General features: G+C 53.8%; 17 protein-coding genes. 10 read left to right on the top strand and 7 right to left on the bottom strand.

Annotation, left to right across the window (positions count from 1 at the left end; all coding sequences use genetic code 11):
• The first annotated feature begins 83 nt into the window (after positions 1-83).
• The 5 genes from zapE to sspB all read left to right on the top strand — a co-directional run bounded on the left by zapE (position 84) and on the right by sspB (position 3,789).
• The gene (gene zapE, locus DES54_RS04230) at positions 84-1,214 is read left to right on the top strand and encodes a cell division protein ZapE (protein WP_113865409.1); all 1,131 of its coding nucleotides are present in this window, start codon (positions 84-86) and stop codon (positions 1,212-1,214) included.
• A 233-nt stretch (positions 1,215-1,447) separates the two neighbouring features.
• Entirely contained in the window at positions 1,448-1,876 is a 429-nt protein-coding gene (rplM, locus tag DES54_RS04225; protein ID WP_113865357.1) for a 50S ribosomal protein L13, read from the top strand.
• A 15-nt stretch (positions 1,877-1,891) separates the two neighbouring features.
• The gene (rpsI, locus tag DES54_RS04220; protein ID WP_109053781.1) at positions 1,892-2,284 is read left to right on the top strand and encodes a 30S ribosomal protein S9; all 393 of its coding nucleotides are present in this window, start codon (positions 1,892-1,894) and stop codon (positions 2,282-2,284) included.
• Between the two features lie 361 nt (positions 2,285-2,645).
• The gene (sspA, locus tag DES54_RS04215; protein ID WP_113865408.1) at positions 2,646-3,287 is read left to right on the top strand and encodes a stringent starvation protein SspA; all 642 of its coding nucleotides are present in this window, start codon (positions 2,646-2,648) and stop codon (positions 3,285-3,287) included.
• A 4-nt stretch (positions 3,288-3,291) separates the two neighbouring features.
• Positions 3,292-3,789 carry a ClpXP protease specificity-enhancing factor gene (sspB, locus tag DES54_RS04210; RefSeq protein WP_113865356.1) on the top strand — a complete coding sequence of 166 codons (498 nt, stop codon included), beginning with the start codon at positions 3,292-3,294 and terminating at the stop codon, positions 3,787-3,789.
• A 411-nt stretch (positions 3,790-4,200) separates the two neighbouring features.
• Here sspB and DES54_RS04205 read toward each other — a convergent pair whose 3' ends face one another.
• From DES54_RS04205 to gltB, 3 genes are all read right to left on the bottom strand, one after another.
• Positions 4,201-4,974, bottom strand: a complete 774-nt coding sequence (locus DES54_RS04205) for a (S)-acetoin forming diacetyl reductase (RefSeq protein ID WP_113865355.1) — start codon at positions 4,972-4,974, stop codon at positions 4,201-4,203.
• Positions 4,975-5,125: 151 nt separating this feature from the next.
• Positions 5,126-6,544, bottom strand: coding sequence for a glutamate synthase small subunit (locus DES54_RS04200; RefSeq protein WP_113865354.1), 1,419 nt, complete (start codon positions 6,542-6,544; stop codon positions 5,126-5,128).
• A gap of 9 nt (positions 6,545-6,553) precedes the next feature.
• A complete protein-coding gene (gltB, locus tag DES54_RS04195; RefSeq protein ID WP_113865353.1) occupies positions 6,554-11,014 on the bottom strand; it encodes a glutamate synthase large subunit in 4,461 nt (1,486 codons plus the stop codon).
• A gap of 656 nt (positions 11,015-11,670) precedes the next feature.
• On the opposite strand from gltB, the gene mnmL reads away from it, so the two are divergent.
• From mnmL to mtgA, 4 genes are all read left to right on the top strand, one after another.
• Positions 11,671-12,606, top strand: coding sequence for a tRNA modification radical SAM protein MnmL/YtqA (mnmL, locus tag DES54_RS04185; RefSeq protein WP_113865352.1), 936 nt, complete (start codon positions 11,671-11,673; stop codon positions 12,604-12,606).
• A 128-nt stretch (positions 12,607-12,734) separates the two neighbouring features.
• Positions 12,735-15,092 carry an aerobic respiration two-component sensor histidine kinase ArcB gene (gene arcB, locus DES54_RS04180; protein ID WP_113865351.1) on the top strand — a complete coding sequence of 786 codons (2,358 nt, stop codon included), beginning with the start codon at positions 12,735-12,737 and terminating at the stop codon, positions 15,090-15,092.
• A 364-nt stretch (positions 15,093-15,456) separates the two neighbouring features.
• Positions 15,457-16,110: an isoprenoid biosynthesis glyoxalase ElbB gene (gene elbB, locus DES54_RS04175; RefSeq protein ID WP_113865350.1), complete on the top strand. Its 654-nt coding sequence runs from the start codon at positions 15,457-15,459 to the stop codon at positions 16,108-16,110.
• On the top strand, positions 16,107-16,844 hold the full coding sequence (gene mtgA / locus DES54_RS04170; protein WP_113865349.1) for a monofunctional biosynthetic peptidoglycan transglycosylase: 738 nt from the start codon (positions 16,107-16,109) through the stop codon (positions 16,842-16,844). Before elbB ends, mtgA begins: the two co-directional genes overlap by 4 nt.
• A gap of 285 nt (positions 16,845-17,129) precedes the next feature.
• On the opposite strand, the gene dolP is transcribed toward mtgA, so the two are convergent.
• The 4 genes from dolP to DES54_RS04150 are packed head-to-tail and all read right to left on the bottom strand — an operon-like array spanning position 17,130 to position 20,704.
• Positions 17,130-17,702 (bottom strand): division/outer membrane stress-associated lipid-binding lipoprotein, encoded by a 573-nt coding sequence (gene dolP, locus DES54_RS04165; protein ID WP_113865348.1) that lies wholly within the window; start codon positions 17,700-17,702, stop codon positions 17,130-17,132.
• A 10-nt stretch (positions 17,703-17,712) separates the two neighbouring features.
• Positions 17,713-18,303: a DnaA initiator-associating protein DiaA gene (gene diaA / locus DES54_RS04160; protein ID WP_113865347.1), complete on the bottom strand. Its 591-nt coding sequence runs from the start codon at positions 18,301-18,303 to the stop codon at positions 17,713-17,715.
• 41 nt (positions 18,304-18,344) lie between these two features.
• Positions 18,345-18,701, bottom strand: a complete 357-nt coding sequence (locus DES54_RS04155; RefSeq protein WP_205680175.1) for a YraN family protein — start codon at positions 18,699-18,701, stop codon at positions 18,345-18,347.
• A complete protein-coding gene (locus DES54_RS04150; RefSeq protein ID WP_113865346.1) occupies positions 18,698-20,704 on the bottom strand; it encodes a penicillin-binding protein activator in 2,007 nt (668 codons plus the stop codon). Before DES54_RS04150 ends, DES54_RS04155 begins: the two co-directional genes overlap by 4 nt.
• Positions 20,705-20,765: 61 nt before the next feature.
• Here DES54_RS04150 and rsmI point away from each other — a divergent pair, with 61 nt between their 5' ends.
• Entirely contained in the window at positions 20,766-21,653 is an 888-nt protein-coding gene (gene rsmI, locus DES54_RS04145; RefSeq protein WP_113865345.1) for a 16S rRNA (cytidine(1402)-2'-O)-methyltransferase, read from the top strand.
• Positions 21,654-21,666: the final 13 nt, after the last annotated feature.

Below are 21,666 nucleotides of genomic sequence, written 5' to 3'. Positions count from 1 at the left end.
GTTATCGGCGACGATTACGGCTCAAATCGACGGCAACGCGCGACAAATCACCATTAACTTTTTTCTCAGGGATTGCGAACATTATGCAGCAAACGACACCATCGGCGCTTTACCAACAGGCGCTTTCCGCCGGGGAATATCAACCCGATGATGTACAGCGCCAAACCGTCATGCATCTGGAAACGATCCATCAGGCACTGTGCGAGCGAGCGGCGCAGGCGACGGGGGAAACATCCGGGCGTTTGACGAAATGGCGTTCCTGGCTGGGGTTGAACGACAAACGTGTCTCGGCGCCGGTGCAGGGCTTGTATATGTGGGGCGGCGTGGGGCGGGGGAAAACCTGGTTGATGGATCTGTTTTTTCATAGCCTGCCTGGAACGCGTAAGCTCCGAGTGCATTTTCATCGTTTTATGTTGCGGGTTCATCAGGAACTAAATCAGTTGCAGGGGCATGAAAATCCGTTGGAAAAAGTGGCCGATGGGTTTAAAGCTGAAACGGATGTCCTGTGTTTTGACGAATTTTTTGTTTCTGACATTACCGACGCCATGCTATTGGCCGAGTTATTGCGCGCGTTATTTGACCGGGACATTACGCTGGTGACGACCTCGAATATTCCGCCAGACGAGTTATACCGTAATGGGTTGCAGCGCGCCCGTTTTCTCCCCGCGATTGAGTTGATTAAACAGCACTGCGAAGTGCGCAATGTCGATGCGGGAATTGATTACCGGCTGCGGACGTTAACGCAGGCCCATCTTTACCTCACGCCGCTTGACGCGCAGACCGAAGACACCATGCGCCAGATGTTTACCCGCCTGTCGGGAAAACCGTGGGTGACGCCGGGGCCGACGTTTGACATCAACCATCATCCTCTGCCGACGCTGGGGGCGAGCGAGGGCGTACTGGCGATCGATTTCGTCACGCTGTGTACGCAAGCGCGCAGTCAGAACGACTATATCGCGCTCTCACGTCTTTACCATACGGTCTTGCTGCATAACGTGACTGTGATGGGGGAGACGGACGAAAATAGCGCCCGTCGTTTTCTGGCGCTGATCGATGAGTTTTACGAACGGCGGATAAAGCTCATCATTTCCGCGCAGGCGTCCATGTTTGACATTTATCAGGGCGAGCGCCTGAAGTTTGAATATCAACGCTGTTTATCCCGCTTGCAGGAAATGCAAAGCGAAGCCTATCTGCGCCAACCGCATCTGGCGTGAGAGACCACGGTTTTTCTTGGGGTAAGCGTGAAAAAAGGTCGATCTTTGGTGGCGACTCATCTATAATCCTGCGACCCCACGTTACAACAAAGTTTTTTTCCCAAAAACTTTATCGTGCCGGCAATGGCTATTCGAAGGGGTAGGTTTGCTGGACTTGATTGTCGTGTGAGCCTCAACAGTTTTCGAGCGTTGGGTGAACACCTGCGTGTAACTAATTATTGGGTAAGCTTTTAATGAAAACTTTTACAGCTAAACCAGAAACCGTAAAACGCGACTGGTACGTTGTTGATGCGGACGGTAAAACTTTAGGCCGTCTTGCTACTGAACTGGCTCGTCATCTGCGCGGCAAGCATAAAGCGGAATACACCCCGCACGTTGATACCGGTGATTACATCATCGTTCTGAACGCAGACAAAGTTGCTGTTACCGGCAACAAGCGTTCCGACAAGATTTATTACCATCACACCGGCCACATCGGTGGTATCAAACAAGCGACCTTTGAAGAGATGATTGCCCGCCGTCCTGAGCGTGTGATTGAAATCGCGGTTAAAGGCATGCTGCCGAAGGGCCCGCTGGGTCGTGCCATGTTCCGTAAACTGAAAGTTTACGCGGGCACCGAGCACAATCACGCGGCACAGCAACCGCAAGTTCTGGACATTTAATCGGGATTATAGGCAATGGCTGAAAATCAATACTACGGCACTGGTCGCCGCAAAAGTTCCGCCGCTCGCGTGTTCATTAAACCGGGCAGCGGCAATATCGTTATCAACCAGCGTAGTCTGGAACAGTACTTTGGTCGCGAAACTGCCCGCATGGTCGTTCGTCAGCCGCTGGAACTGGTCGACATGGTTGGTAAATTCGATCTGTACATCACCGTTAAAGGTGGTGGTATCTCTGGTCAGGCTGGTGCGATCCGTCACGGTATCACCCGCGCGCTGATGGAGTATGATGAGTCTCTGCGTAGCGAACTGCGTAAAGCTGGTTTCGTTACCCGTGATGCTCGTCAGGTTGAACGTAAGAAAGTCGGTCTGCGTAAAGCACGTCGTCGTCCTCAGTTCTCCAAGCGTTAATTTCCTGCTGTATTGCAGCGAAATCAAGGCGAAAAAACCCGGTGCTGGTCACCGGGTTTTTTGTGGCGGGCGTTCTGTCTGCCATCCTTTGGATCGTCGTGTGGTAATTTCTTAGAAAAAAATAATCTTTATTATCAGATTGTTAATGATGAAACTATGCGATGTCCCCACAGAACGTACAAAATCTGATAAACTATTCGCCAATTTTATGCCTGTTTACCCATCAGGTTTCTTTCTGAAAACGACTGATTTTGTCAGGTGGTTTTTCGCCGCTGAATGACAAGCGTCTTAGTGCATGGGTTTGCAGGATCATAGCAGTTCGGTTCTTCGCCGTATTTTCTCGATAAACTTGGAGGTTTTCATGGCTGTCGCTGCCAACAAACGTTCGGTAATGACGCTGTTTTCTGGTTCGTCCGACATTTTTAGCCATCAGGTCCGTATCGTACTGGCGGAAAAAGGTGTGAGTGTCGAGATTGAGCAGGTGGACATGGATAATCTGCCGCAGGATCTTATTGATCTCAACCCATATGGTTCAGTTCCGACGCTGGTTGATCGGGAGTTAACGCTCTATGAATCAGGTATTATCATGGAGTATCTGGATGAACGTTTCCCGCACCCGCCGCTGATGCCCGTCTACCCGGTTGCTCGTGGCAACAGCCGTTTGATGATGCACCGCATTGAGAACGACTGGTATTCGTTGCTGAAAAAAATCACTCAGAGCAGCGCGCAGGAAGCCGACGCCGCCCGCAAGCAACTGCGTGAAGAGTTGCTGGCGGTGGCCCCGGTATTCAATGAAGCGCCGTACTTTATGAGCGAAGAATTCAGCCTGGTTGACTGCTATCTGGCGCCGCTGCTGTGGCGTTTGCCGCAATTAGGGATCGAACTGAGCGGATCCGGCGCGAAAGAATTGAAGGGCTACATGACACGCGTATTTGAGCGTGATGCGTTCCTGGCTTCCCTGACGGAAGCAGAGCGTGAAATGCGTCTGCAAACGCGAGGTTAAAAGAATGGCGTTGTCTCAACTGTCTCCGCGTCGTCCGTATTTGTTACGGGCTTTTTATGACTGGTTGCTGGATAACCAGTTGACGCCTCATCTGGTGGTTGATGTCACTCAGCCTGGCGTGATGGTGCCGATGGAGTTTGCCCGCGATGGGCAGATTGTGTTGAATATTGCGCCGCGCGCCGTTGGCGGCCTGGAGCTAGCTGATGACAGCGTGCGTTTCAACGCGCGTTTCGGCGGCGTTCCACGCCAGGTCTATGTTCCCATGGCGGCGGTACTGGCGATTTATGCCCGTGAAAACGGCGCTGGCACCATGTTTGAGCCGGAACCAGCTTATGATTTGGCGGGCGAATTCGAAGATTTTCAGGATGAAAGCGCCACATCCAACACGGTCATGTCGATTGTCGACAATCACCCGGATGCAGCGGAGGAAAACGATAATCCTGATGACGAGCCGCCACAGCCGCCCAAAGGTGTCAGACCTTCGCTGCGGGTCGTCAAATAATCTGCTTTTTCAGGGCACAGCGATTGTGCCCTGACGGTAAGCTGGGTACAAAAAGCCTCCCGTTGGCCTGACTTGGCTAATTGCTCCCCCCTACGTTGTTTTCCGCTGCGCCGATAGCGCCGGTCGGGAAACTGCCGCATGAAACCTGCCGTCCGCCGCATTGTTTGACGATAAAACGGATAATTCATTGGTGGCGCAAATATATATCGATAATAAGCCTGCTTATTACTCTTTTGCGCAGTCTACGCCGTTGTTAACCGAGCAGGATGTAATGAATTCATTAAAGGAGCAGAGTGACTTACGGTCATAGAGAAAATGCACAATACAATGAATGGCAGCAATGAATAAAGGGAGTGGAACAACCGGGCTGTTGGCGCCCGGTTGCGAGCGAGGCATTGTCTTGTTAAACGATTAGTTGAACACCATACCGCCGTCGATCAGTAAAGATTGTCCCGTCATGTAGTTGGAATCGGGACTTGCCAGATAAGACACGCAGGCGGCAACGTCTTCCGGTTCGGAAAGACGGCCCAACGTAATGCGTTTGGCGAACTCTTCGGTGGCATAGCCTTGCGGTTTACCGGCTGATGCGGAGATTTTCCGATCCACTTCCTCCCACATTGGGGTCTTAACAATGCCCGGACAGTAGCTATTGACGGTGATGCCCAGCGGCGCCAGATCACGTGCGGCGCTTTGCGTCAGGCCGCGCACGGCAAATTTGCTGGAGCTATAGACCGCGAGTTCAGGATTGCCCACATGACCGGCCTGTGAACAGGCGTTGATGATCTTTCCGCCGTGATTCAGGGATTTAAACGCATCAAGGGCGGCTTGAATCCCCCAGATAACCCCTTTTACGTTGATGTTATAAACGCGATCGACGATTTCCGGCGTAATGTCTTCTATGAGGGTGGAAGGCGCAATCCCCGCGTTATTGACGATGACATTGAAGTCACCGAAGTGTTCTTTGGTTTTCGCGACCGCAGCAAAAACGGCGTCGCGGTCCGATACATCCGCTTGTAAAGCGATAGACTGCCCGCCAGATTGCTTGATTTCCTCTGCCACGTTACGGGCGGTTTCCAGATTATAGTCCACGATAGAGACGGCAAAACCGTCTTTTGCCAGTCTGAGCGCAATCGCGCGGCCAATCCCCTGACCTGCGCCAGTAACCAGCGCCACGTTAACAGCCATATTATCTCCTAATGTGATATTTCCGTTAATTTCAACGTGCAAGCACCTAATAATAGTAGACGCTGAGAGAAATTGTGCCAGACAGAAGGGGAGGGATTGCAGGCGAAAATGTACAGTCTGGACCGGACAGACCGGTCCAGACAAGGGGGGATCAGACTTCCAGGAAGTCCAAAATGCCTTCGGCGGCTTTACGACCTTCGGCAATAGCGGTAACCACCAGATCCGAGCCGCGCACGGCGTCGCCGCCAGCAAAAATTTTCGGATTACTGGTTTGGAAAGCGTTATCGCTTTTTTCCGGCGCAATGATACGGCCCTGGCTATCCAGCTCGACGCCATGTTCAGCCAGCCAGACCATCTGGTGCGGACGGAAGCCAAACGCCATCACAACCGCGTCTGCTTCCAGTACATGCTCGGAACCGGCAACGATTTCAGGACGACGGCGACCGTTGGCATCCGGCGCGCCCAACTCGGTACGCGCCATTCTGACGCCACAGACCTTGCCGGCGTCGTTGATTTCTACGCTTAGCGGTTGCAGGTTGAATTTGAACTCGACGCCTTCTTCACGCGCGTTTTTCACTTCACGTTTGGAGCCCGGCATGTTCTCTTCGTCACGGCGATAGGCGCAGGTCACATGGGTCGCTCCCTGACGGACGGACGTCCGCACGCAGTCCATCGCCGTATCGCCGCCGCCGAGCACCACCACACGTTTGCCGTTCATGGTGATGTAAGGTTCTTCTGCGGACGCGTCGAAACCCATCAGTTGTTTGGTGTTGGCGATCAGGAACGGCAGAGCGTCATAAACGCCTGGCACATCCTCGTTCTCCAATCCACCGCGCATCGACTGATACGTCCCCACGCCGAGGAACACTGAATCATAATCGTTCAGCAGTTCCTGCATTTGAACGTCTTTCCCCACCTCCGTGTTCAGACGGAATTCAATGCCCATCTCACTGAAAATTTCACGGCGTTTGACCATGACTTCTTTTTCCAGTTTGAACGCGGGGATACCGAAGGTCAGCAAGCCGCCGATCTCAGGATGACGATCAAAGACCACCGCCTGGACGCCATTGCGCGCCAGCACGTCGGCACAGGCAAGTCCCGCCGGGCCAGCGCCGATGATCGCGACGCGTTTGCCGGTTGGCTGTACGTTTGAGACATCAGGCTTCCAGCCCATCTCGATCGCTTTATCGTTGATGTAGCGCTCAATGTTGCCGATGGTCACGGCGCCGAATTCATCATTCAGCGTACAAGAGCCTTCACACAGACGATCCTGCGGGCAAACGCGGCCGCAGACTTCCGGCAGGCTGTTGGTCTTGTGCGACAGTTCAGCCGCTTCAATAATGCGGCCTTCATTCGCCAGCTTCAGCCAGTTGGGAATGTAATTATGCACCGGGCATTTCCATTCGCAGTAGGGGTTGCCGCATGACAGGCAACGATCCGCCTGTGCTTTGGACTGACTCTCTGAGAACGGTTCGTAAATCTCAACAAATTCAATTTTACGAATTTTCAGCGGCTTTTTGGGCGGATCAACGCGCTGTAAGTCGATAAATTGGTAAACATTTTGACTCATGATGACCTCTTACTGCGCCAGAACCCGCAGCTCGGCTGCGGAACGACTACGGTGACCCAACAATGCCTTCACATCACTTGACTTCGGTTTCACCAGAGCAAATTTCGGTGCCCATGCCGGCCAGTTAGCGAGGATCTCTTCTCCACGTTGTGAACCGGTATGTTGAACGTGCTCGGTGATCAGGCCGCGCAAATGCTCTTCATGGATCGCCAGTGACTCGACATCCAGCACTTCCACCAGTTCAGGGTTGACGCGTTTGCGGAATTCGCCGTCTTCATCCAGGACGTAAGCGAAACCGCCGGTCATTCCTGCGCCAAAGTTCACGCCGGTACGACCCAGTACACAGACGATGCCGCCTGTCATGTATTCACAACCGTTATCGCCAATGCCTTCGACGACGGTGATCGCGCCGGAGTTACGCACCGCGAAACGTTCACCCGCACGGCCTGCGGCGAACAGCTTGCCGCCAGTGGCGCCATACAGACAGGTGTTGCCGATGATGCTGGCCTCATGGCTGCGGAACGCGGAACCGACTGGCGGACGAACGGAAATGCTGCCGCCGGCCATGCCCTTGCCCACGTAGTCATTGGCGTCGCCGGTCAGCGTCAATTCAACGCCGCCCGCATTCCAGACGCCGAAGCTTTGTCCCGCCGTCCCGGAGAAGTAGGCCTTGATCGGATCGCTCGACAACCCCTGATCGCCGTGTTGCGCCGCGATAAAACCAGATAACGTCGCGCCCACGGAACGGTCCGTGTTGCGGATATCAAAATAGAGCGATTTACTCTGTTTGGCATCCACATACGGCTGTGCCTGCTCCAGCAGCGCTTTGTTCAACTGTCCCTTATCGAAAGACGGGTTACTCTCGGTGCAGTACAACGCTTTGCCTGGTTGAGGTTGCGCGGCGTACAGCAGCGGAGACAGATCCAGCTTGTTTTGTTTGGCGGTGAAACCATCCAGCTCGACCAGCAGATCGGTGCGGCCAATCAAATCCACCAGACGGCTGACGCCCAGTTCAGCCATCATCATGCGGGTTTCATGCGCGATGAACTGGAAGTAATTCGTCACGCGCTCCGGCAGACCGTGATAGTGATCGCGGCGCAGTTTTTCGTCTTGCGTGGCAACGCCGGTCGCACAGTTATTCAGGTGGCAGATACGCAGGTATTTGCACCCTAACGCCACCATCGGCCCTGTACCGAATCCGAAGCTTTCCGCGCCCAGAATCGCCGCTTTGACGATATCAAGCCCGGTTTTCAGACCGCCGTCCACCTGTAGCCGGATCTTATGACGCAAGCCATTGGCGACCAGCGCTTGCTGGGTTTCCACCAGACCCAGTTCCCACGGGCAACCCGCATACTTCACGGAGGTCAGCGGGCTGGCGCCGGTGCCGCCGTCATAACCGGCAATGGTGATCAGGTCGGCATAGGCTTTGGCGACGCCGGTGGCGATGGTGCCGACGCCCGGTTCGGAAACCAGTTTCACCGAGATCATGGCTTTCGGATTGATCTGTTTCAGATCGAAAATCAACTGCGCCAGATCTTCGATAGAGTAAATGTCATGGTGCGGCGGCGGCGAAATCAACGTCACGCCCGGTACGGAATAACGCAGTCGGGCGATGTACGGCGTGACTTTATCACCCGGCAACTGACCGCCTTCCCCCGGCTTGGCGCCCTGCGCCACTTTAATCTGAATGACATCGGCATTAACCAGATAGGCGGGCGTGACGCCAAAGCGACCAGACGCCACCTGTTTGATCCGGGAAACCTTTTGGGTGCCGTAACGCGCCGGATCTTCCCCGCCTTCACCGGAGTTGGAGAAACCGCCCAGACTGTTCATGGCTTCAGCCAGTGATTCATGGGCTTCCGGGCTGAGCGCGCCAATTGACATCGCCGCGGTATCAAAGCGCTTGAACATTTCTGTCGCCGGCTCGACTTCGTCAAGGGAAATGGCGGCGCCTTGCTGTGGCTTCAGCGCCAGCAGATCGCGCAAGGTGGCGGCCGGACGCTCGTTCACCAGCCTGGCGTATTGCTCGTAATCGCTGTATTCGCCGCTTTTAACCGCCGTTTGCAACGTGGTGACCACATCTGGGTTGTAAGCGTGATATTCGCCGCCGTGAACAAACTTCAACAGTCCGCCTTGCTCCAGCGTTTTGCGTTTCAGCCAGGCGCGTTTGGCGAGATTCAGCAGGTCCTGCTCGAAATCACTGAAGTTGGCGCCACCGATACGGCTGACTACGCCCTGGAAACAGATCTCGGAAACGTCTTTATGCAAGCCCACCGCTTCAAACAGTTTGGCGCAGCGATAGGAAGCGACGGTCGATATGCCCATCTTGGACATGATCTTGTACAGCCCTTTGTTGATGCCGTTACGATAGTTCAGCATTACCGCGCGGTACTGTTTGTCGATGGTGTGGTTGTCCACCATCCGCGCCAGCGTTTCGTAGGCGAGGTAAGGGTAAATGGCGGTCGCTCCGAAGCCTAATAGCACGGCAAAGTGGTGCGGATCGCGGGCGCTTCCCGTTTCAACAATAATATTGGCGTCGCAGCGCAGACTCTTCTCAACCAGACGACGCTGAATCGCCCCCACCGCCATTGGCGCGGGAACCGGCAGACGTTGCGCCGAAATAGCGCGATCGGACAGCACCAGCAGCACCGCGCCATCACGGACTTTGTGCTCGGCATCGTCACACAGTTTCTCAATCGTCTCTTGCAGCGTCTGCTTTTCCGGTTCGAAGGTCAGATCCAGCACATCAGCGCGATAATGCTGCTGATCCTGTGAAAGAAGCTGTTTGAAATCAGAATAAAGCAGGATCGGCGATTTAAAGCTCAGACGGTGGGCCTGACCTTCCGCTTCGCAGAACACGTTCATTTCGCGGCCTATACAGGTCGCCAGCGACATCACATGCGCTTCACGCAGCGGATCGATGGGCGGGTTGGTGACCTGCGCAAACTGCTGGCGGAAGTAGTCATAAATAATGCGCGGACGGCTGGACAGCACGGCGAATGGCGTATCGTCGCCCATCGAACCGGTGGCTTCCTGACCGTTTTCGCCCAGCACGCGGATAATCTGATCCAACTCTTCGCTACTGTAACCAAACTGCTTCTGATAGGTTTCCAGCAGCGTATCCTCAAATTCTCGGTTACCCACCTGATCTTCCGGCAACTCTTCAAATGGCACCAGCCGCTGAACGTTCTTCTCCATCCATTCTTTGTACGGATGGCGGCTTTTCAGATCGTCATCGGTTTCGTTTGAATGCAGGATACGCCCGTTGCGGGTATCGATAACCATCAATTCACCCGGCCCGACGCGGCCTTTCTCAACCACTTCATCCGGCTGATAATCCCAGATGCCGACTTCGGAAGCGCAGGTGATCAACTTGTCTTTGGTGATGACGTAGCGCGCCGGACGCAGACCGTTACGGTCCAGGTTACAGGCGGCATAGCGTCCGTCGGACATCACAATCCCGGCCGGGCCGTCCCACGGCTCCATGTGCATGGAGTTAAAGTCGAAGAAGGCACGCAGTTCGGGATCCATATCCGGGTTGTTCTGCCAGGCGGGTGGCACCAGCAGACGCATGGCGCGGATGATGTCCATGCCGCCGCTGAGGAACAGTTCCAGCATGTTGTCCAGCGAACTGGAGTCGGAACCGGTTTCGTTGACGAACGGCGCGGCGTCCTGCAAATCAGGGATCAGCGGCGTTTTGAATTTATAAGCGCGCGCGCGCGCCCATTGGCGGTTACCGGCAATGGTGTTGATCTCGCCATTATGCGCGAGATAGCGGAACGGCTGCGCCAGCGGCCAGCGCGGTACGGTGTTGGTCGAAAAACGCTGGTGGAACAGACAAATTGCCGATTCCAGGCGCAGATCGGCCAGATCAAGATAAAAGCGCGGCAGATCCGCAGGCATGCACAAACCTTTATAGATCGTCACCAGATTGGAGAAACTACAAACGTAGAACTCTTTGTCTTCAATCCGTTTTTCGATACGGCGGCGCGCCATGAACAAACGGCGCTCCATATCGCTCTGTAGCCAGCCGGCCGGGGCGTTGACAAAAATTTGCTCAATACGCGGCAGAGACGAAAGCGCGATTTCACCCAACACTTCAGGGTTGGTCGGCACTTCACGCCAGCCAAGCACCGAAAGGGTTTCGTTTTGCAGTTCTTCTTCCACAATCTGACGCGCGGCGCGGGCCAGATCTTCATCCTGATTGAGAAACATCATGCCGACGGAGTAATTTTTGGCTAATCGCCAGCCGTGCTCTTCCGCAACCAGACGGAAGAAACGATCGGGTTTTTGAAGCAATAAACCACAGCCGTCGCCGGTCTTGCCGTCAGCAAGGATCGCGCCACGGTGTTGCATGCGGGCAAGCGCGTGGATCGCGGTACGCACTACCTTGTGGCTCGGCTCACCTTCTATATGGGCGATCAATCCGAAACCACAGTTGTCTCTCTCTTGGGATGCATCGTACAACATATTAGTGAACCTCCCCGGGCTCTGTGTGACTCTCACAACCTACTGCGAGCAAGCACCTTGGCGTCAAGCGACTATTCATCCTGCCGCTTTCTTCTTCGGCCTCTCGTGACGGTCTCACAAGTGGTAAATGACTTGTTTTTAGAGGGAGTCTTCATTTACTGCATAAATATGACGAGTCGTGGACTCGTCAGGAAAGCTTTCAGCGGATTTCCAAATTAGCGAGAAACCCTGTTCAGGTCAAATACCAATGCAAAATGTGGCAATAAGCGATAATTTTTAGTTATTTCTATGAAAGTTAATGATTTTTTTAACAAAAATCTGCTGTTGACGTGACATCGGGTTTAGTTGAACTGTGACTCGTATCACTATACAACCATCACGATCTCTCTGCTACATGCTGCTATATTTCTACACTCTGGAATCTTATGCTGAATGTGGAAGATTTTCCGATTTATGTCACTGTTTTCGTTTTTTGGTCTTCTTTTAATGAAAACGATCTGCTGGATAAGAAAAATTAATTATCTCGAATATGATTTTCTTTGCAGTAAAAACGAATATTCATGCATTTCTGAAGAAGGAAAGGCGATTGATCGGCGTCATCGCGGCGAAGAGGCTGACAGAGTAGGCTGCGCTTTCTAAAGAGGGCTGGTAAGAATATGCAATTACAAAAATTAATCAACATGTTTGGTGGAAATCTTCAACGTCGCTATGGCGAGAAGATCCACAAGCTCACATTGCATGGGGGCTTTAATTGTCCAAACCGCGATGGAACCCTGGGACGCGGCGGTTGCACGTTCTGCCATGTCGCTTCTTTTGCCGATGAGCAAATGCAGCAGCGCAGTATTGCCGAACAGTTGGCAGCGCAGGCGGGCAAGATAAACCGGGCAAAACGTTATCTGGCCTATTTTCAGGCTTATACCAGCACGTATGCGGAAGTGAAGGTGTTGGAAAGCATGTATCAGGAAGCCTTGAGACAAGCCGAGATGGTCGGGTTGTGCGTCGGAACCCGTCCTGACTGCGTACCTGACGCCGTGCTGGATTTGCTGTCCGGCTATCGTCAGCAAGGCTACGAAGTTTGGTTGGAACTGGGCTTGCAGAGCGCCAGCGATAAAACGTTGCATCGCATCAACCGTGGCCATGACTTCGCCTGTTATCAGCAAACGGTAAGACGCGCCCGCGAAAGAGGACTGAACGTGTGTTGTCACTTGATCGTCGGCCTGCCGGGAGAAGACGAGCAGCGCTGTCTATCGACGCTGAAACAGGTGGTCGAGACGGGCATCGAGGGTATTAAGCTGCATCCTTTACACATCGTGGAAGGCAGTATCATGGCCAAAGCCTGGCGAGCGGGGCGTCTGCCTGCGTTGGCGCTGGAACAATATGTCGCGACCGCTGGTGAAATGATTCGCCATACGCCCCCCGAAATTATCTATCATCGTATTTCCGCCAGTGCCCGCCGTCCTACGTTATTGGCGCCGCTGTGGTGCGAAAATCGCTGGACCGGGATGGTCGAACTGGATCGCTACTTGCAAACTCATGGCGTACAGGGATCGGCGCTGAACAGGCCGTATCAGTACGATGAAGCCTTAAGCTGATCATCGCGGCGCGGTTGGCGATGATGTGTAGAGCGCCTACGCCGGATGCGCTGAATTTTCGGCGACAGCACCGTATGCGTCGCCACTTTACGGTATGATTCGGTTGTTCGTGACTAAGGGAAAACGCTATGAAGCAAATCCGCCTGTTGGCTCAGTACTACGTTGATTTGATGGTAAAACTGGGGCTGGTCCGTTTTTCACTGCTGCTGGCTTCGGTATTGGTACTGCTGGCGATGGTGGTGCAGATGGCCGTGACGCTGTTGCTCAGTGGTGCAGTAGAGAGCATCGATGTTGTTCGCTCCATCTTTTTCGGGTTGCTCATTACGCCCTGGGCGGTCTACTTCCTGTCCGTCGTGGTGGAGCAACTCGAAGAGTCACGCCAGCGTTTGTCAAAGCTGGTGGCCAAGCTGGAAGAGATGCGCCATCGGGATTTGGAGTTGAATGCGCAGCTTCAGGACAATATCGTCCAGCTTAATCAGGAAATTGCCGACCGCATCAAGGCTGAAGAGGCCCGCCTGCGGGTGGTGAACCGCCTGAAAGATGAAATGGCGCGCCGTGAACAGGCGCAGATTGAACTGGAACAACAATCGGCGTTGTTGCGCTCCTTTCTTGATGCTTCGCCCGATCTGGTTTATTACCGCAATGAAGACAAAGAGTTTTCCGGCTGCAATCGGGCAATGGAGTTGCTGGTTGGAAAAAGTCAGAAACAGTTGATCGGCCTGACGCCGCGAGATGTTTATTCTCCCGACATCGCGGAAAAAGTGATGGAGACGGATGAAAAAGTATTTCGCCATAACGTTTCCCTGACCTATGAACAATGGCTGGTCTACCCCGATGGCCGTAAAGCTTGTTTTGAACTGCGCAAAGTGCCTTTTTATGATCGCATGGGAAAACGTCACGGGCTGATGGGTTTTGGACGTGATATCACGGAGCGTAAGCGTTATCAGGACGCGTTGGAGAACGCCAGCAGGGAGAAAACGACCTTTATCTCAACGATCAGTCATGAGCTTCGCACGCCGCTTAACGGCATTGTCGGGTTAAGTCGCATTCTGTTGGATACGCAGCTTGATCCTGAGCAGCAGAAGTATTTGAAAACGATTCATGTCAGCGCCATTACCCTGGGCAATATCTTTAACGATATCATTGAAATGGATAAACAGGAGCGCCGGAAGGTGCAACTGGATAATCAGCCGATGGATTTCACTGGTTTTCTGGTCGATCTGGAGAATCTGGGCGGTTTGCTTGCCCAACCTAAAGGATTAAAGCTGATTGTGGAACCGCATCAGCCGCTGCCGGAAAAAATCATTACCGATGGCACACGCCTGCGGCAGATTCTGTGGAACCTGCTCAGCAACGCCGTGAAATTTACGCCGCAGGGGAAAATTGTGGTGCGCGTATGGCATGAACAAGGCGATCGCCTGCGGTTTGACGTTGAGGATTCCGGGATGGGCATCCCGGCGGATGAGTTGGAAAAAATCTTCGCCATGTACTATCAGGTGAAAGATCAACATGGCGGGAAACCGGCGACCGGTACGGGGATCGGTTTATCCGTCTCCAAACGTCTGGCGCAAATCATGGGCGGCGATATTCGGGTGACGAGCGCGCAGGGCAAAGGCTCCTGCTTTACCCTGACCGTGACGGCGCCGGGCATTGATGAGAGCGGCGCCAGCGTGGACGCCGACGACGATATGCCGCTGCCGGCCCTGCATGTCCTGTTGGTCGAAGACATTGAATTAAATGTGGTTGTGGCGCGTTCGGTACTGGAAAAACTGGGCAACAGCGTGGAAGTGGCGATGACCGGGCAGGAAGCGTTGGATATGTTCGATCCCGATGAGTTCGATTTGGTGCTGTTGGATATCCAACTGCCGGATATGACCGGGCTGGACGTCGCGCGTCAGATACGCCAGCGCTACGCCAACCGCAGTCTGCCGCCGCTGGTGGCGCTAACCGCCAACGTACTGAAAGATAAAAAAGAGTATCTGGACGCGGGCATGGATGATGTATTGAGCAAACCACTGTCCGTTCCCGCGTTAACCGCGGTAATCAAACAATATTGGGACCATCAGGCGACCACTGTCGATGAGCATGTCGCAACCGAGGGTGGAAAAATGGTGAATGAAGAACTGTTGGATATTGCGATGCTGGAACAGTATCTGGATTTGGTGGGGCCTAAATTGATCTATCAAAGTCTGGATATGTTCGAACAGATGATGCCGGGCTATCTGGCGATCCTTGATTCCAATATGACGGCGCGCGACCTGAAAGGCATTATCGAGGAAGGTCACAAGATCAAAGGGGCGGCGGGTTCGGTAGGGCTGCGCCACCTGCAACAGATTGCGCAGCAGATCCAAACGCCGACCTTGCCCGCATGGTGGGATAATGTGCAGGAATGGGTTGATGAGCTAAAACACGACTGGCGTCATGATGTTCAGGTTCTGCGTGATTGGGTGGCCGAGGCTGAAAAAATTTCCGGAAAAAATCGTTAACGTCACGACGTGACTGCACGTAAAGAGAGCCACAGGGATGCGGCGAGTAAAAATACCGGGAATAACAAGGAAGTGCGGGGGGTATAAAAAAATGACCCCGACCGAAGCCGGGGTGCGCGAATTATGCGCCAACACCAGGGAAACCGTGCACCTGCATATGGATATCAGGGTTCGTTAGCTCGCAAGTGCGGATATTACTGCTTTCGCTGAAGCGTATAGTCTCAGTTAAAGTACATCTTCATCAAGCAACAAAATAGCAAAAGCAGAAATCTTTGTTACAAGAATCATTAAAATGTGTGATGTAGATTAGTGTTTGTCAATTAAAAAATCAATTAGTTGATGTAATGAAATGAGGGAAAAGATGATGAAACGTGTTGGCGTCGTCCTGAGTGGATGTGGTGTTTTCGATGGTTCAGAGATTCACGAGGCGGTATTGACGCTGCTTGCACTGGATCGAGCAGGGGCTGAAGCGGTTTGCTTTGCGCCGGATAAACCGCAGTTTGATGTCGTCAATCATCTGACGGGTGAGGTAACCAATGAGAATCGCAACGTTTTAATCGAGTCGGCGCGTATCGCCAGAGGAAAAATCCAGCCGCTTTCGGCGGCGGATGCGCAACAGCTTGATGCGTTGATCGTTCCCGGCGGGTTTGGCGCCGCTAAAAATTTAAGCGACTTCGCCACCCAGGGAACCGCCTGCCAGGTTGATGAATTTTTGAAATTACTCACCCAAGCAATTTATAAGCAAAATAAACCAATTGGTTTTATTTGCATCGCACCCGCACTGTTGCCGGTGCTGTTAGGCGAGCCGATACGAGTAACCATTGGCAACGATATCGATACGGGGGAAGCAATCGAGGAAATGGGCGGTATTCATGTGGTCTGCCCGGTGGATGACATCGTGGTCGATGCCGAGCATAAAATCGTCACGACGCCTGCCTACATGCTGGCCAACTCGATCAGTGAAGCGGCGCAGGGGATTGATAAGCTGGTATCACGTGTACTGGATTTTATTGAATGATATTTAAACGACGCGGCATAGGCTTGCTGATGCGCCTTAAGCGTCTGGTTGTTCGGGGTCTGCTGACGGTATTGGGGCTGTGGCTGGCCGGCATTGCGCTGTTCTCGTTTCTGCCGGTGCCGTTTTCGGCTGTAATGATTGATCGTCAACTCAGCGCCTGGCTAAGCGGCGATTTTCGCTATGTCGCTCGCTCGACGTGGGCCTCGATGGATGAAATTGCGCCGGTGATGGCGCTGGCGGTTATCGCTGCCGAAGATCAGAAATTCCGGCAGCATTGGGGATTTGATCTGGATGCCATCAATTCGGCATTAAAACATAACGAGCGCAATACGCAGCGGATCCGCGGCGCATCAACGCTTTCTCAACAGACGGTGAAGAATCTGTTCCTGTGGGATGGCCGCAGTTGGCTGCGCAAAGGTCTTGAAGCCGGACTTACCGCCGGCGTGGAACTGGTCTGGACCAAACAGCGCATTTTAACCGTCTATCTGAATATCGCCGAATTCGGCCCCGGCCTGTTTGGTGTGGAAGCGGCGACTAATCATTATTTCAATAAGTCAGCCGATCGGTTAACCGCAAGTGAGGCGGCATTGCTGGCGGCGGTATTGCCAAACCCGATTCGTTTTCGGGTGAACGCGCCTTCCGGCTATGTGATTCAGCGCCAGCAATGGATTTTACGTCAGATACGGCAGATTGGCGGAGAATCGTTTTTGCGCGCTAATGGATTGCTGAACTAAACCCGGCTGGCGCGCATGGCAGATTTCAATCCCGGCCTGATACAGAGAAGAGTAACGGTACTCAGTAACGTTAAGTGCGGTTATTTGGGCCTCAGCGACGGCTGGCGGCCCGATCACGGACAATGTGAGGGGTTTGCCTTAGATTGGAAGTGAAAGCGAGGTGAGCCGTTTCTTGATGCCTGAGAGCATGGCGTGTCAGCACCATTGTTTGAACATTGTTTGAAACCTCAACCGCTGACGGCGACATCAGAGGTTGAGGTTTGAGGTTTTGTGAAAGAAGCGCGGTTATTGCAGATAGGTAAAGGCAGTGGTGACGTGTTTCACGCCGCTGACTTTACTGGCGATTTCCGCTGCTGATGCGCCTTCACGCTGAGTCACCAGACCTAACAGGAAGACTTCACCGTTTTCGGTGTTGACCTTCACGTTGGATGATTTGACCGTGTCGCTCGCCAGGATCTGAGAGCGAACTTTGGTGGTGATCCAGGTATCCATCGAGGCTGTTCCCAGCGTGACCGGCGTGCCTTGACGGATTTCGTTATACACTTCGGAAGCGCCTTCCACGCCGAGAGCAATCTGTTTGGCGCGATTGGCGAGCTCTGTGGTTGGGGCCTGTCCCGTCAGCAATACTTTCCCTTGATAAGCGGTCGCGACGATACGTGCATCTTTTTTCAACTGCTCATCTTTACTGATTGCATTCGCGACGCGAACCTCCAGCGTACCGTCGTCAACCTGAGTCCCGACGGTGCGCGGGTCAATTGCTGTTTTGGTTGCAACGGCGCTGCCTACGGCAACAACCCCGACACAGCCTTGTAGCAGCAGGGCGATAGACAGCACGGCAAATGCAGAACATATCCTCATGTAGTGCTCCTTAATCGTTCTGGTGTGGGAAAAGGGTGTTATCAATCAAATCGCACAGGCAGTTTACGGTCAGCATGTGCATTTCCTGAATACGGGCGCTGCGGTGGGAAGGAATGCGTATTTCCACATCCTGTGGACCAAGCAGGCCAGCGAGTTCGCCGCCATCATAACCTGTCAGTGCGACGATGGTCATATCGCGGGTTACCGCCGCTTCCACGGCCTTGACAATGTCACGGCTATTTCCCCGCGTCGAGATCGCCAGTAGCACGTCGCCAGCTTGTCCTAACGCCCGAACCTGTTTTGCGTAGATCTCTTCATGTAGTCGATCATTGGCTATCGCAGTTAAGACCACGTTATCGGCATTAAGTGCAATGGCCGGTAAACTGGGGCGATCGGCTTCAAAGCGATTGATCATGCTGGCGGTAAAATGTTGTGCGTTGGCTGCCGATGTGCCGTTGCCGCAGCACAGAATTTTGTTGCCATTCAGCAGACACTGCACGAGTACGACCGCCGCGCGGGAGATGGCGTCGGGCAGGGCTTCCGCCGCCGCGATCTGCGTTTGAATGCTCTCGGTAAAACAAACTTTTATTCTATCCAGCACGATGAATTAACCTACTTTAATTGAAATCCATGAAGCGCGGTTCATCCCTGCGCATTAAAGGCATTTGGGAGCCAGATAAACTCGTCACCCGTAATGGCCAGCACATCGAAACGGCAGTCCACCGTATCAAAGCTGGCGCCGCGTTGGGCCAGCCAGACAGCGGCGGCATGTAGCAGCCGCCGCTGTTTACGGAGGGTGACGCTGGCGGCTGCGCCACCGAAGTCGGCATTTCGTCGATATCGCACTTCCACAAACACCCAGGTTTGTTGGTCGCGCATGACTAAATCGAGTTCGCCGCCGCGCAACGTGACATTTTCCGCCATGAAGATCAAACCGGCGCGTTCAAGATAACGCCGGGCCTGCTGCTCATAGCGGGCGCCTGTTGCTCGCTGGTTCAGGATGCAGGAACCAGTTGTCCCTGACGATATTGCAGCCAGGTCAGTTGACGATTGATCGTACAATCCTGTGTGGAACTCAGTTTCCCGGTGGCGCCGGCAATCTGATGTCCAGAGATCTGACGCATTTCACCAAACTGGCTGGCGAGAGTCCAGGCGTCCATCCCCATGGCGTATAAGCGAACCAATGAGTAGTCATTTTTGAACTGGCTGCTTACCTGTTGCATCAACGCAGGGTTGGCGCCAGCCAGCAGCGGAATGTCGCTGAACTGCAACCCTTCCATTTCCAGGCGGAAATCGGGACCGCTGCCCGCCTGGAAACTGCGTGAACTGGCATATAGCGCAGGCCGTGAACGCGAGTTGGTGCGCATGTCGATCATCGGTTTGATTAACGACAACTCTTCCGGTATGGCGATGATGTAGACCGCATCGATGTTACCGCTGACGGACTCGCTTACCGTGGGTTGCACTTGCGCGGGAATAGTCAAACCGGCGACAGTGGTGCCCGGTTGGGTCTGTGCTGACGCGGGATTGACGGGCTGACCGCTCAGGCTCAGTCCGGCGCCGCTATTAATGGCTTGTTTTAACTCAGAGGCGCTGCCAAAGCGTTGCTGTAATGGGCTGGCGCCGCCTTGTTCAGTCCATGCCTGTGCGAATGCGTCCACGATACGGTCGCCCAGATTGCCGCGCGGCACCAGCAGCAGCGCCTGTTGCTTGCCTTGCTGCCGGATGAATTTCGCGGCATCGCGGGCTTCATCTTCTGGCGACAGCGCGAAATAGCAGATGTTGGGCATGTTCTGCACATGCTCCGGTTGGTTAAGCGCCAGAATGTTAAGCGGAGATTGTTGGCTGGCTAACTGTTCCACTTCGTTTTTCAGCAACGGCCCAATGATCAGCGAGGCGCCGTCCTGTTGCGCCTGCGCCAGTACATTGGCCAACGGTTGCGATGAGGTGTCATAGACTTTCACCGGCAGCGAACTGACCAAATTGGCGGGGGAAGCCTGCCGCTCAACCGGGGCCGGGGCAATCTGCTCGCTGTATTCAGGCTGTGAAAGCGTGGTCTGATCATCCACATCGGCAGCGACATTGGGATCAACCGCCTCGTTTTGCTCCTCCGCAGGCGAAGGGACGGCGGCCATTGTCTCCTGACCGTTTTTTGCCGCGTTGAATCCCTGTTGAATAGCGTTGGCAAACACTTGCGCCTGGCCGCTCAGCGGCAGCAACAAGGCGATGCTTTCAACCGCGCCCTGTTGGAAGTCCAGCACCTGATTCAACTGTGACGGCAGGGTTTTCGCGGCTGGATGATGCGGATAGCGGGTCTGCCAGTCCAGAATCGACGCTTTTAACTGATCGGCAGACTGGCGGTTATTCTGATAAGTATTCAGCAAATCCACCCAACCGGCCAGTGTGTTTTCATTGGCATTGATCAGCAACGACCCCGATTCCTGCGGGCCCATTTGCGCCAGCGCCTGCCAGGTTTGATCAAGATTTGACTGGCGTTCCTCTCCTTGCAGCAACGGCTCCTGAGCGATATAGGCGCGCAGCAGCGTGATGGAAGGACGCCCCTGATTGGCGTTAATCTGCGCCTGATAGTAACGACGCTGCTGTGCTTCGCTGAGTGAATTGACGTCCAGCCGACTTAAGGCGGCATTCGTTGCATCCAGGTTATTTTGTGCGGCGGACAGTTCTGCGCTGAGTAATTGCTGCTCGCGCTGCTGCGTATCGCTTAATTTTTCAGGTAATGCGTTAAACTGCTGGCTTGCCTGCGGCACTTTGCCTTCCTGAAGCAAGGAACGAATCGCAAGTAATTGCCAGTCAGCCTTGTTATTATCGCCGCTCTGCTGCATCTGTTGCAGATAATAATCAGAGGAAGCATCCGCCGGGCCTTGCACTTCAGGGGGCGGGCTTTGCGGCGCCTGACTTGGACAGCCTGCAAGAAACAGTGCCGCTAACAAAACAGGGATGACGCGCCCTGCCTGGGTACGGACGAAATGAAAGGGAGGCATACTGTATCCAGTGGTTTTTTTTAAAGATGCTCAATATTAAATCGGCAACCCGGATGAAACAATGAATCAAGACCAACAAGCAGACATTTCTGCATCCACCCTCTACATTGTCCCTACGCCGATAGGCAATCTGGGCGATATTACTCAGCGGGCGTTGGCGGTGTTGCAGCGTGTCGATTTAATTGCCGCTGAGGATACCCGTCATACCGGCTTGCTGTTACAACATTTTGCTATTAACGCGCGGCTGTTCGCATTACATGATCATAATGAACAGCAGAAAGCAGACACATTGCTGGCGAAGTTGCAGTCTGGACAAAGTATTGCGCTGGTTTCCGATGCGGGTACGCCGCTGATTAACGATCCCGGCTATCATCTGGTCAGACGCTGCCGTGAAGCCGGTATCCGCATTGTTCCATTGCCGGGCGCTTGTGCGGCGATTACCGCGCTGTCGGCAGCCGGACTGCCCTCCGATCGGTTTTGCTATGAAGGTTTTCTGCCCGCCAAAACCAAAGCGCGAAAAGATGTGTTGCGCGCACTGTTGGAAGAACTGCGCACGCTGATTTTTTACGAATCAACGCATCGGTTGCTGGATAGCTTGCAGGACATGGTTGAGGTGATGGGCGCGCAACGTTATGTGGTGCTGGCGCGGGAAATCACCAAAACCTGGGAGTCGATTCAGGGCGCGCCAGTGGGCGAACTGCTGGCCTGGGTGAAAGAAGATGAGAATCGTCGTAAAGGCGAGATGGTGCTGATCGTGGAAGGGCATCAGGCGGATGAGCGCGAACTGCCTGCCGCAGCCTTGCACACGCTGGCTTTATTGCGCTCGGAACTACCATTGAAAAAGGCCGCGGCGCTGGCGGCGGAAATTCATGGCGTGAAGAAAAACGCGCTTTATCGCTATGCGCTGGAACAAGACGGCGAGGGCAATGAATCTGAGGATGACAAGTAGGGCATTTTGTCCT

It is taken from the genome of Brenneria salicis ATCC 15712 = DSM 30166 (assembly GCF_003315515.1).
Taxonomy (GTDB): domain Bacteria; phylum Pseudomonadota; class Gammaproteobacteria; order Enterobacterales; family Enterobacteriaceae; genus Brenneria; species Brenneria salicis.
The sequence above is the reverse complement of the archived record's forward strand: the minus strand, read 5'-3'. Positions and strand labels throughout refer to the sequence as shown.